General features: G+C 39.7%; 9 protein-coding genes. All 9 read right to left on the bottom strand.

Features of this window, described 5'->3' with window-relative positions:
- Positions 1 to 107: 107 nt before the first annotated feature.
- The gene (locus HCG49_RS02020) at positions 108 to 2,348 is read right to left on the bottom strand and encodes a c-type cytochrome (RefSeq protein WP_168467900.1); all 2,241 of its coding nucleotides are present in this window, start codon (positions 2,346 to 2,348) and stop codon (positions 108 to 110) included.
- 295 nt (positions 2,349 to 2,643) lie between these two features.
- Complete coding sequence (locus HCG49_RS02025) at positions 2,644 to 4,224, bottom strand: arylsulfatase (RefSeq protein WP_168467901.1); 1,581 nt, start codon at positions 4,222 to 4,224, stop codon at positions 2,644 to 2,646.
- 661 nt (positions 4,225 to 4,885) lie between these two features.
- Positions 4,886 to 6,256, bottom strand: coding sequence for a Gfo/Idh/MocA family protein (locus HCG49_RS02030; protein ID WP_168467902.1), 1,371 nt, complete (start codon positions 6,254 to 6,256; stop codon positions 4,886 to 4,888).
- Between the two features lie 448 nt (positions 6,257 to 6,704).
- Complete coding sequence (locus HCG49_RS02035) at positions 6,705 to 7,115, bottom strand: response regulator (RefSeq protein ID WP_168467903.1); 411 nt, start codon at positions 7,113 to 7,115, stop codon at positions 6,705 to 6,707.
- A complete protein-coding gene (locus HCG49_RS02040; RefSeq protein WP_168467904.1) occupies positions 7,102 to 8,982 on the bottom strand; it encodes a PAS domain-containing sensor histidine kinase in 1,881 nt (626 codons plus the stop codon). Before HCG49_RS02040 ends, HCG49_RS02035 begins: the two co-directional genes overlap by 14 nt.
- Positions 8,983 to 9,286: 304 nt before the next feature.
- Positions 9,287 to 9,613, bottom strand: coding sequence for a DMT family transporter (locus HCG49_RS02045; protein ID WP_168467905.1), 327 nt, complete (start codon positions 9,611 to 9,613; stop codon positions 9,287 to 9,289).
- A gap of 168 nt (positions 9,614 to 9,781) precedes the next feature.
- Entirely contained in the window at positions 9,782 to 12,328 is a 2,547-nt protein-coding gene (locus HCG49_RS02050; RefSeq protein WP_168467906.1) for a phosphoenolpyruvate carboxylase, read from the bottom strand.
- Positions 12,329 to 13,179: 851 nt separating this feature from the next.
- Positions 13,180 to 14,028: a phosphatase PAP2 family protein gene (locus HCG49_RS02055; protein ID WP_168467907.1), complete on the bottom strand. Its 849-nt coding sequence runs from the start codon at positions 14,026 to 14,028 to the stop codon at positions 13,180 to 13,182.
- Positions 14,029 to 14,111: 83 nt separating this feature from the next.
- Positions 14,112 to 16,523: an amino acid permease gene (locus HCG49_RS02060; protein WP_168467908.1), complete on the bottom strand. Its 2,412-nt coding sequence runs from the start codon at positions 16,521 to 16,523 to the stop codon at positions 14,112 to 14,114.
- Positions 16,524 to 16,745: the final 222 nt, after the last annotated feature.

The raw sequence follows: 16,745 nt of genomic DNA on the forward strand, positions 1-16,745 counted from the left end.
TTATTATTTATGCCTTTATTGTCATTCATTTTCGGTTACCTTATTTTGATACTTTAAGCCTGCTTAACTCCTAAACTTAGTAGCTGAGAGTAATCCAATAAAGTTTCTTATTGCAATTGTTTTACGTACTCCAACAATTCTCCCTCGGTATACTCCATTCCTTCTTTTGGCTTTTTACCTCTTAGTTCTTTCACCTTTTCTGGTGCTAATTGACTTGGCACGGCAGAAAATGCATTGGTGATATAAGAAATTATATCTGTAATATCCTTGTCGGAAATAGCTTCATTGCTAGCCAAACCAGGCATGGTATGGTTATATTCATACACTTCTCCATTGACTGTCACCGGTCCTTTTAATCCATGGAGAATAATAAGGCCTAACCTTTCCATATGGTTAGCGACATATTCCGAGTTTAATAAAGGGGGGGCCAACCCATCCATTCCTTCTCCTCCTGCTCCGTGACAGGAAGCACATATTTGACGAAATAACTTAGCGCCCTTGGTCCTTGTGTCCTCGGACAAACTTTTTCGCACGAAAATAGAATTCGGTTTTTGTTGTTCCTTACGGTCCAAGCTTTTTGCAAGCAGAGTTTTGATATTATCCTGCAGCAGATCGGCACCGTTTTCGATTGCCAGTTGTAAGTCAGATGCTGTTCCCGACATTCCGCTTATTAAGGCATCTTGAATAATTTTATGTTCTTTATAGCTATTGGACAATTCGTATACAATGGGAAAGAACTCTTCTTGGGAAACCTCGGCCCATAGCCCTATGGAGGAGCTTAGGTAAAGGTCTAATGCTAAATCTTTTCTTTTCAAAACGTCTATAAAGAGATTTTTTGCTACGGCCACATTTTCCGGAGATGCAAAATCCTCGAGTAAAACCAAGGCATGTGCGCTTACATCTGCATCGCTATTTTTAGCAACCTCTATAAGCGTTGGCAACTTCAACGCCTCTAAGCCTTGTAATGTATATAGAGCATGTATTTGCGCCAGTGGCAACATCGGGTCCAAGACCAACTTCTCTAGGTCGGCTATAACCTCTGTTTTGTTTTTAAAGATTAGATAATGTTGTGCCCTATCACGGATCCATCCATTTTTATCTTTTAACAATGCTAGCAGTTCCGAGCCTGATAATTTATCGAAATCACGGAGTTTTGTTGTTTCGGCCCCTTGTTTTTTAACCTTTAAAATTCTTCCGAAGTCTATAATAGTATCTAATTGTTTCTCTAGCGATTTTTCTTTTAAATAAGGGCTTAAATAGGCATGATGCCCTATGACTCCTCTATGCATATCGACAATATACATACTTCCATCTGGACCGTTGGTTAAATTCACCGGACGAAACCCTTCATCGTAGGAGGCCACAAACTCTTTTCCCTGCCAGGCTTGTTCCGCAGCAATATGGTCGCCATTAAAGGACAGTATATTTCTTTTAATCAGGTTGGCTTCGGGAGCACAAACAAAGACATTCTGATCGTAGCCCGAAGGAAATTGCCCCCCTCGATATACCAATGGACCACAAGCCGCCGTTACATTTACCAATAAGCTGTCCTTATCTAAAATTCCCTTTTCATAGCCTCTGTTTACCGAGGCGGCATGTAGAGGATACACTCGTTGATCCTTGGTCAGCATATGTCCTAGGCCTACCGTAGGGATATGGTATTGGTTTCGGATCAACCTATTGGGCAACATATAATCGCCCAACAACTGCCTGGAATTGTCATTGTAATAAAGACGGCCAAAATCATCATGGCTAATACCCCATTGTCCTCTAAAGGTAGTAGGCTCTTTTATCCATTGTCCATCTTTCCGTTGGTATCTAAAATGCGATTTAGCGTTGTATATCCAGTTATCGACATTCATCATCAGCCCATTTGGCTGATGTTCCGGATTTCCATCGGCCGCGTACAAGGAATCTACTACGATGGAATTGACGGGCCGATCATTTTCGATCTCTACAAAACGCAAATAAGGAGGTTCTGCATACAGCAATCCCCCATATACATGTGCCAATGCCCTTGGCATAACCAAGCTATCTAAAAAGATTTTCGCATGGTCCATGCGTCCATCATTATCCAAATCCTCCAGGATCTTTATAGAACCCGTCGGAAGCTCTTCCCCTGTACCATCAATATTGTTCATAAATCCAGGCATTTCGGCAACCCAAATTCGCCCCTTGCTATCAAAATCCATAGCCACAGGAGCAACCAAAAGGGGTTCGGAAGCGACCATTTGAAGTTCAAATCCTTCTTCAACTTTATAATCTTCCAAAGAAATAATAGGTTCGTCAAAGGAAGGTTTACAAGAACAAATCAATAGGAAAAGGAAAAAATAAGCAGATAATTTCATTAAAAATACTGGTGTTTATAATTGGATAATTTTAAAGAATAGATTGTTTTCGATAACAAAATGGCACCTCTATCCAATGAGATAGAAAGAAAAATGACAGCCCCTAAGTTAAAATTTTAAAACCATCCACGGAAATGAAAATCCCTGTTAAATGTAAACGACACATATATTTTAAGGAATAACTGCCGAGAATCGCCTAATAAATTTTAAGGGCAACCCTATTCTTCCGAAATTGCATCAAAAGATTAAGGTTGCCCCTATAAATTAGGCTTGGATGTTTTTTAAACTTCCCTTGTTATTGATGTAACAATCCGTTTTCGATCATGGGAATCCTGAAGTTCTCGACTTCCGCATTTTGGTGTTCCCGTGCAAAAATTGCGGCGGCCTTTTCCAAAATTTCCGGATGTTGTTCTGCCAGGTTATTTTCTTCCCTAACATCGTCTTTAAGGTTATAGAGTTCTAAAGTGGCTGCCTCTTTTTTATTTTTCAGATTTCGTCTAAGCACTTTCCAATCGCCCATACGGATGGCTACTTGTCCGCCGTATTCTGGATACTCCCAAAATAAAAACTCATGTTGTTTTTGTTTCTCCTCAGCCCCTAAAAGTGTTGGCAAAAAGCTTATTCCATCAGTATCATCTGGCGTAGACTGTCCTGTCAGCTCAGTTAATGTAGCCATAACATCATAATGTGCAGAGATATGGTCTGTGGTGGTACCTGCCTTTATTTTTCCAGGCCATGAGGCTATCATAGGAATACGAATTCCACCTTCGTACAAGAACCCTTTCCCATAGCCATACTCGCTTCTAAAGGGTTCAGCACTTTTAAACCAAGGAGAATCTGTTCCTCCATTATAGGTAGGCCCGTTGTCTGAAGTAAACATAATCAAGGTATTTTCATAAATACCTTCTTTTTTCAGTTGCGCCACTAGTTTGCCGACATTCTCATCTAAATAAGAAACCATAGCCGCATAGGCAGCTCGTGGGTTCTTATGAGGAAAATAACTTCTTTCGCCCAAGTAAGGCTCTTCGTCACCAAACTTTTCTATGTAATAATCTACCCAGCGCTTCGGTGCCTGTAGTGGTGCATGCGGAATAGGATCTGCCCAATACATAAAAAAGGGCTTGTTTTTATTGTTGTCCACAAATTGGGTGATTTTATCGAAGATCAATTCCGAGGCGTAGTCGTTAAGATTGTATTTGGCATAACTAGCTTCCTTATAAGGATCGGCCCCTTTGTCTAAGCGCACATTAGGAGCAATGGTGTCATTGTTTAAATACACTCTGGTATTATTCTCGTACAAGTGAACTGGGTAATAGGTATGGGCTTGGCGCTGACAGTTAAAACCAAAGAAATAATCGAAGCCAAAATTCGTAGGTACAGATTCCGTATGCGGTGCTCCTAGGCCCCATTTTCCAACCATCCCCGTGGCATAGCCTGCTTCTTTAAGTTTATTGGCTATGGTTACCGTAGTCATAGGAATTGGCCGTTGGCCTTCTAAGGTCGAGTCCTTTATGGCAGCCACATAATCCCATACTTCTCCACGTTCTCTCCATTCATCGTTCCCCCTAACATAGGAGTGGCCAGAATGTTTCCCAGTGAGTAAATTATAACGCGCCGGCGCACATACTGGGGCTCCGGTATAATGCTGTGTAAAAAGCATTCCGTTCTTCGCCAGGGCATCTATATTTGGCGTTTCAATTTTTTCCTGCCCATATGCTCCCAACTCGGCATACCCCAAATCATCGGCTAAAATGTAAATAATATTAGGCTTCTGAGCTGCATTTTGGACAGACAACTCTTTTTTTTCCTCCTTACAGGAAGATAATAAGACTATAAAAGCCCCAAGTAGATAAAAATTTGACAACAAACGATTCATTCTTATTTAATTAATGTTTACTATATATTTTATTCCTGACCTCCCTATGACTGTCCATAATTATCCCTCATCGACATTCAATTACTATTCTCTCTGGAAAAAGAACTTGGCTAGGCTAAAACGTCTTTAAAAACCTATAAATTTAAATAAAACAACCTTCCCAAAGCTATCTTATCAAACAATGACATAGAAAAACCACCTGATTTTAAAAAATTAGGCAGCCATTTCATCATATTGCAACCAACTACAAGCCAGAAAAGCTCATTTCATTTCAAAAATCCCATCCCTATTAACTGGTTTCCTTCTCTATTTCTGGCCCAAATAGGTTTCTTCAATGGACTTTAGTAAGAAGCAAGAAATCGTAGGATTCGGTGCTTTATTACGCGTTAGGGACCGAGGCGGCATCCCCGCAGCAGCGCAAGGGATATAGCCGAGAGCCCGACCGACGAAGGAGGGAACGCCCAAATACCCATCCCGATTATGGCCTAACCGATTAAGGAATGGATGATATTTCCCTAGGAAACACCTACTGTTAGCTATTAATTTCTTCAAGTACTATAAAAAAAGGGATGCCTAATTAAAGACATCCCGATGAAAACTAACTAAAACTAACAATATGAAAACATTCTTTTGAATTCTATTTTAATATAAAACCCTCTTTCTAATAGGTATCTTTCATCCAATTATAAGGAGCTCTATTGATCCAGTTTCCTCTGGTAAAATCTGGGAAATCCTGTGGGGCTCCGTTATTTTCAATAGAGAGTTCGGATAATGGTGTAACTGCACTCCATGCTGCCGCGTCATAGGCATCCATAGGAGGTGCTATATTTTCCTTGGCCGATTCTACAAAAGCATTGATCACAAAGAAGTCAATTCCGCCATGCCCTGCTTCGGTAGCGCCGCTTCCGTGCTTCTTCCAAAGTGGGTGGTCGTATTCCTTGATATACGAGTCCATGTCTTCCCAGCCATGTCCTTCGGTTTTTCCTTCAATATGAATCCTTTTGGTATGGTAGTCAAATTCAGAAATTCCGCTTACCCCTTGCACTCTAAAGCCTAATGAATAAGGTCTTGGCAGGTTACAGTCGTGGGTTACGATAATAGTTTCTCCTTTTGCGGTTTCGATGGTTGTGGTAATTACATCGCCCTGTTTCCATTTTATTTTAGCATTTGGATGGTCGGGGCCTCCTTTAGGGTGGTTTACGATATAGTTGTGCAGTCCCAATGGTTTAGAAGCGTGAGAAGTTAGGGATACCAACCTATTACCTCTGTTTACATCGGCCATTACGGCTATAGGTCCTAAGCCATGGGTAGGGTATACATCGGCATTTCGTAACAAGGAATGTTGGGTTCTCCATTTGGCTTCCGAAGTTCCCTTTTCGCCAAATTCAACACCTCCGCCATAGGCTTGCTTTCCATCGTTGAATTTTACGGCCCTAAGATCGTGTTGGTAACCACATCTGAAATGAGACAGTTCTCCAAAAAGGTTTTGTTTTACCATATTAAGCACCGCCAATACATCCTGACGGTAATTAACGTTTTCCAGGATCATTAAATGAGACCCTGTTTCTTCGTGGGTATTGACCAAGTCCCAGCACTCTTCCAAGGTATTGGCTGCCGACACTTCCAGTCCGGTATATTTTCCGGCTTTCATAGAATCTACGGCCATTTTGGTATGCCAAAGCCAAGGCGTTGAGATCACTACTGCATCGACATCTTTCAAAGCCAATAGATTTCTATAATCTAAATCGTTCTTTCCAAAAATCTGAGCCTTCTTCTTTCCCGCTTTTGCAATACGTTCTTCGGCAATAGCAATTCTGGCCGGATCGATATCACATACCGCGGTAACAAGTACATCGTCTCTTTTTAAAAGATTGTTTAGGTGGTTAGTGCCTCTTAATCCTACACCAATGACCCCTACTTTTAATTTTTGGACATTATTTTTTCTGTTATTAGCAAAACTAATACTTGGCATCACAGCAATTCCTGCAGAAGTAATAGCCGTTTTTTTGATAAAATTTCTTCTCGATTTCATAGTTTGAATACTTACATTAAGAGCTTAGTACACTTCTATTAGGTGACATTTCATTTCCTTAAAACACACACATCCTAAGCTCTCCGTCTCAAAACTAACGAATTATACAGTTATCCATAGGGGAGATTTTAAGCATTTTAGTATGTTATTTTGCTCATTTCTTAAAATTTAGCAAAAAAGGAGCTTTGGAGTACCCTCTAAACTTAGGATTAACATTTGTTAGAAGAAAAAATGAGATTCCCTTCCCTAAAATACTGATTTAAAAAGAGATCCAAATACATGGCTTACGAAGGTTCAATATTTTAAATACGGTTTGCCACGGCCGCCTTGTATGTGGCATTCGAAAATTGCCGCTGATAAAGAAATCAGGCAAGGAAAAGTCTAGACTCGATGTGCCCCACCAAGCCCAGTAAATTGTAATTATTTGTAGTGTATCGAAGAGTGCCTTTTACTGATGGTCTGGCGACTCCAATTCTAATATTAATTCTCGCAGTTTTACACTGGAAAGAGGTTTCGCTATAAAATTTCGCACGGAAGGATAGGACATGGCCCTTTCCATATCTCTTTTATCGATAGAGGAGCTTAATACATAAATACAGGATTTTTCTTGATTTGAAATTTTATTGAATTCTTCCAAAAACTCCCAGCCGTCCATCACCGGCATGTTTAAATCTAGTAATATCAGCTCTGGCAATTCTTCAACAGAGGATAGGATATCGCTAAAGAGATCCAATGCTTCCTGCCCATTATTACAAACCTTAATATCTGTACCAAATCCATTATTTTTCAGCAAAATTTTAGTACCAAAAACAAAAATAGGATCATCGTCTATGATGCATGCCGTTTTAGTAATCTCCATTCTTAAAATAAGTCGTAAAATTAGAACCCTTGTTTACGGAACTCTTCACCTCTATTCTTCCTCCCATAGCTTCGATCTGATTTTTACTGATAAAAAGACCAACGCCACGCGCTTCACTATGTTCATGAAAGGTTCTATACATCCCAAATAATTTTGAACCGAATTTATTTAAATCGATTCCCATGCCATTATCGGCAAACTCTAAATATACAAACTCTTGATCAATTCCCGCAGTTATTTTTATTATTGCCGGAGAATCGGGTTTTTTATATTTAATGGCATTGGTGATTAGGTTTAAAATAATACTTTCTAAATAGGCATGAACGGCCAAAACCTCTATGTTATTAGGCACATTAATTTCTATTTTGGTATGGCTTTCTTTAATGGTTGAGTGAATGTTCTGAATTACTTTCTCTATGCTTTCTAATAGATTATGGGAAGACATAGCGGTAACTACTTTAGCATTTATTTCCACAATTTCATTAAGGTGTAAAATGGTTTCGCTCATATTGTCCGAAACAATTTTAATATTCTTAAAAAATTCATTTTCCAATAGTGCAGGATCTTCCTCTTTGGCCAATTCCATGAGCATAGAAATATTTCCGGTATGCGACCTTAGGTTATGGGAAACAATGTGGGCAAAATTAATCAAACGATTATTGTGTTCCATTAGGTCGTCCGTCATTTTCTGTTTATCCGTTATATCCTGCATTAGCCCATATAAGGTCACACATTTGCCTTCCTGGAATTCGGATATTCCAATAACCCTAACCCATTTTAAATTGCCTTTATACGTTTTTATTTGTGCTTGCAGGTCAAACTTTGTTGGTCCCTGCATAGCCTTTTCAATAGCCTTAGTGATGCGTTCCCTGTCTTCTCCTTCTAGATAATACCTTAAAGCATCGTCCAAACTAGGAGTATAGTCCTCTGGCACTTCTCGTATTGCACGCACTACTTTACTCCAAAAAATAAGGTTTTCATCAAAATCTAGTTCCCAGTATCCAATTTGGGCAGCTTCATTAGATTGCTCCAAAAGCTTTTTAAATTTAGCGAGCAACAACTCATCTCTTTTTCTCTTAGTAATATCGTAATGGTAACCGGCCATTTTCAGTGGTTTCCCCTGAGGCGAATACTCACTGATTTCGGCCCTGCTTAAGATCCACACCCAATGCCCTTGTTTGTGTTTCATCCTGAACTCCATCTCATAAATCCCCTGATTATTGATATACTTTTCATAGGAGTCCTTGGCAATCTGCCAATCATCGGGATGTATCAATTTAAACCAGGTATTATGATTCCATGGCTCCAATTCTTCTAGAGTATACCCTAACATACTGGCATATCTATGATTACAGATGGCTATTTCTTTTTCAAAATCAACTTCAAAGGTTCCAATATTGGAGGCCTCAATGACATTCTGAAAATAGTCAACCTTCTTTTTTAGCGCCACGATATCTTCGCCCTGAGCCAATAAAGGAGAAAAACTTCCCACCACCTTGTGAGCGTTTAAATTTGGACTTTCAACCGTCGTTTTTTTAAAATTAAGCCAAACAGGATATCCCTCAAAGTGTGTAAACTTACAGACAATATCAAAAGAATATTTTTGGGGTTCTGCAATATGTTTTTCTAGTAATTCCTGAAAATATTCCAAATCCTGCGGATACATCAGATTTTTCCAATCGGCCGGCAATTCGGATATAGGCCGCTGACCGTACCCTAGAAGGTCCCAAAACTTGCTATTGACCCCACTAAAATAAGGCTTCTTTAGGTCCCAATGCCAAGATCCTTCCAAAACTCCTTCTTCGGAGTTAAGAAAATAATTGCCGTTTTTTGTATAGAAATTTAATTCGGATTCTAATGGTTTCATTGGTGCTGTGAAAAAAAATTACCGATATTATACTAATTAGTCGTCTTGCAATTGATGCTTATCATAGATCCTGAATTAGATCTTATTACAATACTAACGTTGACTACTCTATATTAATTGTAATTCATTATATTTAGGAAGCAACAGCTTTCTAAAATTATAAAGAGGGGAGCTGTAAAATTAACGAATTACCTTACACCGCTACGTATAATGGATAAACTGCTTGTTATATTCGACAAACAACGTATATCTAAGAAAATTTAATCGCAGCAATTGCGCCTATTTTTAATATATGGAAATCCACTTAATTAGAAACAAATTTTAAACCTATGATAGAGGCAATTAGGGTGGTCATAAAGAAAAGCCGCCAAAAGTCGGCCGGTTCCTTAAAAAACACTATCCCCACCAATACCGTACCCACTGCGCCAATCCCTGTCCAAACCGCATAGGCGGTACCAATAGGCAATTCTTGAGTGGCTTTTACCAACAGTGACATACTTATAGCAAGGCTAATAAAAAATCCAAGGTACCAATACATTGCAGTAGTACCGCTGCTCTGATTTGCCTTTCCCAAACAAGCCGCAAACCCTACCTCAAAGAGTCCGGCTATAATTAATAAAATCCAATTCATTTTAATGATCCCCTAGGGGTATTTTACAGTTCCATTAGCCACTTAATAAAAAATGCCTTCCGATTGGTGGAAGGCATTTTACTAATATCCTTTTAAAAGGCTCTTAGGCTCTTTAAAATATAGCCTAAAAGATTCTAAACTCTATGCTCGCGAACGGTCTTAATAGAATTAAGCCGAGTTTCTACTAGCGTTGATATTACCATATAAAGAACGTACCACAATCTTTTCGTACAGGTCGGCAAACTCCGTTCCCTGACCCATTTTTTGCAAGGCATATTGCTGAATAACCAATAATGGCAACACTATGTTTTCACGAATTTTAATAGACTCTCTAGAAACCTCTTCTTGCTCCATTAGAATTTTAAAGTCAGAAATAAGCAACAACATTTCTTTAGATAATATATACTCGTCATAAAGAATGTTCCAGAAAGCACCATAGGTTTTATCATCCTTCATGTAGCTGGTCAGCTCAAAGTAACATTTAGACAAGGACATCATACTGTTAAGCATTAAGGCTCTAAATAAAGGCACTTCATTAAAGAGCTCCTTTAATTCTTGTAATCTTCCTTGGTCTTTTAAGGTCTTTATCGCGGTCCCAATACCAAAATACCCTGGTACATTTTGTTTTAACTGGCTCCAAGACCCAACAAATGAAATGGCTCTTAAGTCGCTTAGTTCCAATTTCTTCTTATTTCCTCTTTTCCCTGGTCTACTACCAATATTTGCCTTTTGGTAATATTTTAAGGTACTCATGTTTTCTAAGTATGACATAAACATTGGGTGTTGTTTTAGGTTATCATACTTAGTAAAGCTCAGCTCAGACAGCTCTTCCATCAATTCCCTAGACTCCTTGGTAATGATATTTTCTTTTCCAAAAATATTATTGGACAAGCCTGCCGTTAGCAATTGCTCACAGTTATGAACAAACTGCTCCTTGGTACCATAGGTACTGGTAATGGTCTGTCCTTGAATGGTCAATTGAATTTCGTTATTGGCAATATCCTTGGTCTGTGCTGCATAGAATCTATGGGTTTTTCCACCACCACGTGCTGGCGGTCCACCACGGCCATCGAAAAATATGGCCTTAATATTGTTCTGGTCACAAACGGCCGATAATCTTTCCTTTGTTTTAAAGATAGACCAGTTGGCCTTTACATAACCACCATCCTTGGTACCGTCCGAGAACCCAAGCATTATGGTTTGCTTTTTATTACGCTGTTTAAGGTGTGCCTGGTATTCGGGGATACTAAATAACCCCTTCATGGTGTTTTCTGAGGTATCCATACCGTCCATAGTTTCAAAAAGCGGGATGATATCGAAAGTGATCTTATCAGATTCCCATCCACACCATCTAAAGAGACCAAATACAAAAAGTACGGAAAATATATCCTCAGAATTACTAATGGCATATCGGTTACAGCCCTCTTCCCCATTTTTATCCTGTATGGTCTTAAGCTGACTAATATTTTTAATGGTATCCTTAATGATCGCCTCGTCAAAATCTTCGGCCTTAAGCTCCAAGTTTTTATGAAGTAGTAGGTCTATCAATTCTGCTTCAGACAATTCATCCAAGCTTTCGGAAATAAGACCGTGTTTTTTAAGCACTGTTTCAACCGTCAGTTTATGAATACTGTGGTCTTGTCTAATATCTAAGGTAGCAAAATGGGTCTTGAATATCTTAACCTTATCGATTAAGTGCTCCAAATCTTTAAAATATAAACTGTGGTATTTCTCTACCAAAATAGCCCTTACCTCTAATAGCGGCGCTATAATCTCATCATAGTCAATAGCTACATCCGCATCGAACATAGATTTGTACAACTTATCCCTAAGCACTGCCAACAATTCTTGAACTTCCCTAAAAGTTAACTTTTGCTGCAGTTTTTTAAGGTCGTGGTAGTAACATTTCAGCAAGGTAATCCTTAATTCATTGGCCACATCCATAGTACTTTCTGCCGTTACATATGGGTTTCCATCTCTATCGCCGCCTGGCCAAAATCCTAACTTCATAATATTATGATTGTTAAAATCCATGTCGCCAACACTCTCTTTTATATGGGCATACAGATCACCAACAGCATCGTAATATACATTTCTTAGAATGTGAATAATATTCTTGGCCTCATCTAATGGGGTTGGTTTTTTAGAATTGATCAAAGACGTTAACCCTAATTGCTGCAGGGTTAAATCTATGTCGTTGATTTTATCTTCTAATATCAGGGATCTTAGATTCCCGATAATATCTAAAACGGCCGGTGTGTAAAACTGGGTCGGGTGGGCGGTCAAAACAATACGCGCACTAAAGGTCGATAGTTTATCGGCTATCTGGTCCCAACTTTTGTTTTTATCGACTAACTGAAAGTAATCCCTAATAGATAAGGACTTGGAGTGTTTTTGTAGGCTAGGAAAGGCTGCATCCTCTACACTATCGTACAGCACCACTTGCCTTTCAACATATTGGATTATACGGAACATAAAATCTATCCTGTCCTTTTCCGAATCTATATTGGCATAATTCTGAAAGAAAGCATCCAAAATCTCTTGCGGATTTTTTCCAGACTTTAAGCCCTTATCAGACTGATGCATTAATAATGGAATAAGCATCCCTACATTCTCTATATTTTGATACGGCAGGTTAAGGAATAGGCTATTATAAATATTAAATTTATTATTGACCGAATTTTTAAACTCTTCTAATCTCTCTGATCGATGCATATTTGTATTTTCATTGTATTGAATTTTTTCATGCCTACATCATCTAGGCATATAGATTTCAATAATTAATTATTAAAAAAATTTTATCAGGACCAATTCCACGCAACTTACTATCAAAATTTAGGACTGTCCCCACAAATCTAGTTGATTTAACAACATAAATTTCTTCCTAGGGGAGTAGATTATTAGTTTTATCAAAACTTTTTAAATCGACCCAAATTTTATCATTTACATATAGTGTTCCCAAAAGAGTCTTTTCCTACGAAGGCTCTTTTTTTTTGAGTATCCTACGGTACATTTTTACCCCGGCCTTTAAAAAACCACCTTGGGATTATTGTCGTTAGATACTAGGGGAAGCCTTTCTATTGTGTGATAAGATTATCACTTTTTCGCCAAGAAAACAAAAGAATATCTAAAGACAACATTCGCAGGAATAATAGTTGCAACCATAACGGAATGGGGCCAATTCCAAAAATAAGGCCTTCTTTTAGAAGGACAAAATTATGCCCGATAATTCGACCCCTCCTTACCAGATAATGTAAAAAATGTAATGATTTTGCTAGTACGTCCCCTCAATCCCAAATTCCTAGCGTTTTAGAATTATTATTTGGGCGTTCCCTCCTTCGTCGGTCAGGCACTACGCTGTATCCCTTGCTGCGCTACGGGGATGCCGCTGCGGTCCCTAACGCATTACAGCGCCCATATAAACTTATTGCCGTGCATATGACCACAAATCCGTTCCCAAAAAATCAGAGAGAAAGCAAAAGGGAGCTTGTAGTTATAAAGATGTAAACGGCTAGATGCAAATAATGACACCTCAGTTTCAAATCCAATACATAAGACAGAAAACACTAAAAACTACCGCGCAGCCCTACACTTCCGGGCCCCATATGAAGGCTCCAATTAATTTTATCCTTTGAAAATTGGTTGGGATATCTTTCTCGATTAAGATACTTATCTATTGAATCTACCACCACAACACTCATGGCAACACTCAATGCCACATCGGTTAGCCAATGTGCCCCGCTCCATAACCTAGAAACAGGAGAAACGAGTCCTAGGGCGTAAATACCACCCTTCACCCAAGGATCATTAAACTGCTTCCCTATGGCATAAGCCGTGGTAAAGGACAGAATGGTATGCCCAGACGGAAAACTGTGATAAACAGCCTCCTTGCTAAAAGGCTCAAAACTCCCCTTGCCCTCATTGGCTATAGGTCTTGCACGCCCTACAATGGTTTTACTCAAGGTTTGAAGCAATCCTACCGTGACGCCCGAAGAAACTAATAGCACCCCTGTTTTTCTGATTTTTTCATTTTTGGTAAACAGTCCAAGCGCATAAATCCCACCGCTTAGGCCATAATTATATAGTGGTTTGCCAAAATAATACCCTGCATCCTTAATAAGGCCAGGCACATGCTCTTCCTGATCCCGAAACCAAGGAGAACTATTTTCATCAAAAGTATACAATATACCGGTCCCTAGTACAATAGCCCCTGCGGTTAAAAAATCGTCTTTCCCCCATTGTAAAGGTCTAGAATACGCATGTTTAAATCCGCCAAAGACACTCTTGCCATCATAAGCCATCAGCTCCCATGTAGTCAGGGAATCCTGATCTTTCGTCTGTGCCCCCGCCTTAGGGAGCACCATAAGGAAGGTAAGACTAAAAACGAACACTCTAAGAACTGGTTTAATATTCATCAAAATAGCTTTTGCATTAATTTTACAAAATAACGAAATAGGCATCAAACTTGATCTAAAAAAGTCATTTTCATTATACCCGTTTATTTAATCTCTTTGGACTCGGAGGCATTTACAAAAAGAACGTTCCCAATTTGTTCATAGCCATCAAAAGCCTTGGAACCTACATGCTCAACCCCTTTTTCAATAAACCCTACAATGGTCAAATCGGCATTCTTAGATTTTTCATTGATAATATTTTTGATACTACTGGCAGATTTTTGAGCAATAAATTCGATGTTTTTTGGAGCTATGGGCAGTTGCCCATTTTGAATCAGAAGAAAAAGTCGTTCCCGCTCCTCTGTAATGGAATCTTCAGGAAAAATAGCGTAAATCTTAATGGTAGCTTCTTTCCAATCCGGATGCCCCAACAAGATGTAGGCAAGCAAGATCATAAGGTTAGCATTATCAAAATCATAAGGAGAAATCCAAAGATGTATTTGTTTTTTCAACCCAAAACCCCTTTCCGAACTAGCCAGAATAATAAGATCAAAGTCCACCGATTTAATAAGCCCTAAATTATCGACAATATCCTTGAGATTGTCCGGATGGCTTTTGTGATACTCAAAGAGCAGCAAGTTGTTTTCCTTCCCGGCAATTCCCGGCAGTTGAATAATCTGGGCAACGGTAGAGGTAAAAGAAGGAGAAACCATGGTATCGATAAAAACATTGCTCTTGCTAACATCTGCCATGGCTATCAATTCTTTTTTACAGCGGGCGGCCTCTATATTACTCTCTTTGGACAAGTACCCTTTAATATAATGAATATAGGTTCCAAAACCGTGTCTATAGGCTATCCAGCGCAACAGCTGAAAGGCCGAGAACCTTTTAAAACTATCTTCGGAAATGGCAATGGCAGAAGGCCGCCAACTTTGCGTTTGTTCCTTCTCTGTCTTTTGAAGGAAGACCTGCATTTGCCTACTGAGCTGAAAAATCACCCCTTGAAAAATAACGGCAAGGTTTCTTTTGTCCTGATTATAATACATCACAGACACAAATAGGACCATAATCAATATAATGGCTACCGCTGCATACCCGGCGTTCATAAAAAACATCAAGGCAAAGCAACTCAGTGCCCCAAACAGGGAAACATACCAACGCGACTTAAATTTGGGCCTATACGAAGGATCCGCGGCAAAATGGTTCAAAAAAGAAATCATGCACAGCGAACCATAGGTAACCATAAAAAACATGGAAATGATCTGAGCCACGCTATCCAGGGCACCTATTAGAATAAAAAGCCCAGCAATTAAAATGGTTATCACGGAAGCATTATAAGGTTCCTCTTTTTTTCCTTTTCCCTTGGACAACCAATTATTGAATTTTGGGGTGGGAAAAATACCATCCCTGGCAATAGCCTGTAGGGTACGGGGAGCCACCATAATACTCCCCAATGCCGAAGAAATTGTTGCGGCAGCCAACCCCAGGGGTATTAACCACCAGCCCTGCCACGCTATGTCTGCCATGATCAATCGCGAAGTATCGGCCAATTCCTCTGGCGGAGCAGAAACGGTCAGTTTCCAGGCTATTAAAAAATACATGAGCATTCCACATAGGGTAGCGGCCAATGTTCCTAGCGGAATAGACCTTCCCGGATTCTTCAAATCGCCGGATAGGCCTACCCCGGCGGTCATCCCGGTAAAAGCGGGAAAAATGATAGAAAAAACTATAAAAAAGCCTATCGCTTCGGGAAGCCCGTTCTCATTTTCGTTTTTTCCTTCCTCCCCAACTGGGGTTTGCAGCGTTTTGTTGGCTATCTCGTCTCCTTCAAGGGTATCTGAAGGCAATGCATTGCTATACGATATGGTAGCAGCATCCTTGCCTACACTTTCTGATTGTCCTATAATATTCTTCAAAGACTCATTGGGATTGAACTCACTGTTACGACTATATTCCGTAGTTCCCATAAAAAAGGCCAATAGTGAAATCCCCAACACCGTTACAACCGTATAAAGAAGCTTGACCCCAAGGTCTGCTCCTTTGGTCAACATAACATAGGTAAGCAGCAATAGTCCCGGAATACCGATGGTTTGTTTCTGCCGCAACAGCCATTGCAACCAATCTGGCATCGCCAAGGTCGCCATCAGCCAATCTAGGAAAACGGTAAATGCTTCCGAAAAGGCCATCACGTAAAAAGCGACACTTATAGCCTGAGACAGATAAAGGGCAATCCCGATGGTAGCACCGATGACCAATCCAAAGGAGCGCGAAATAATATAATACTCCCCTCCTCCTTCTACTTTTTGGTTGGTTGCTATTTCTGCAATGGCCATTGCCGTGGGAATAGTCACCGCATGCCCAATTAAAATAAGGCCTACAGCTCCCAAAAACCCAACCTGCCCTACGGCAAACCCAAACCGGAGAAACAGTATCGCTCCTAATATAGTGGCTATGGCCGTGAAAAAAACGGGAGCAGTCCCGAAAGTCTGGACTTTATTATCGAAGTGCTGCTGCATTGGCTTTAAGGCTTGGTTTCTGTTATGGCTAAACTTCTGACCCTCCGATTTTGGGCCGTAAAAGGACATTCCCTAGAAAAGGGATCAAGATCAATATAAAAAAGCAGCACGCATCCTTGGCCACTACCTCAAAGGAAGGATAGTTAAGAGCGCCCAATAATTACGTACCTAGGTACTAACAAGATACAAAAAGGGCCACAATTTATGATTTTAAGGAAGATT

Source organism: Arenibacter sp. 6A1 (assembly GCF_012272855.1).
Lineage (GTDB): Bacteria > Bacteroidota > Bacteroidia > Flavobacteriales > Flavobacteriaceae > Arenibacter.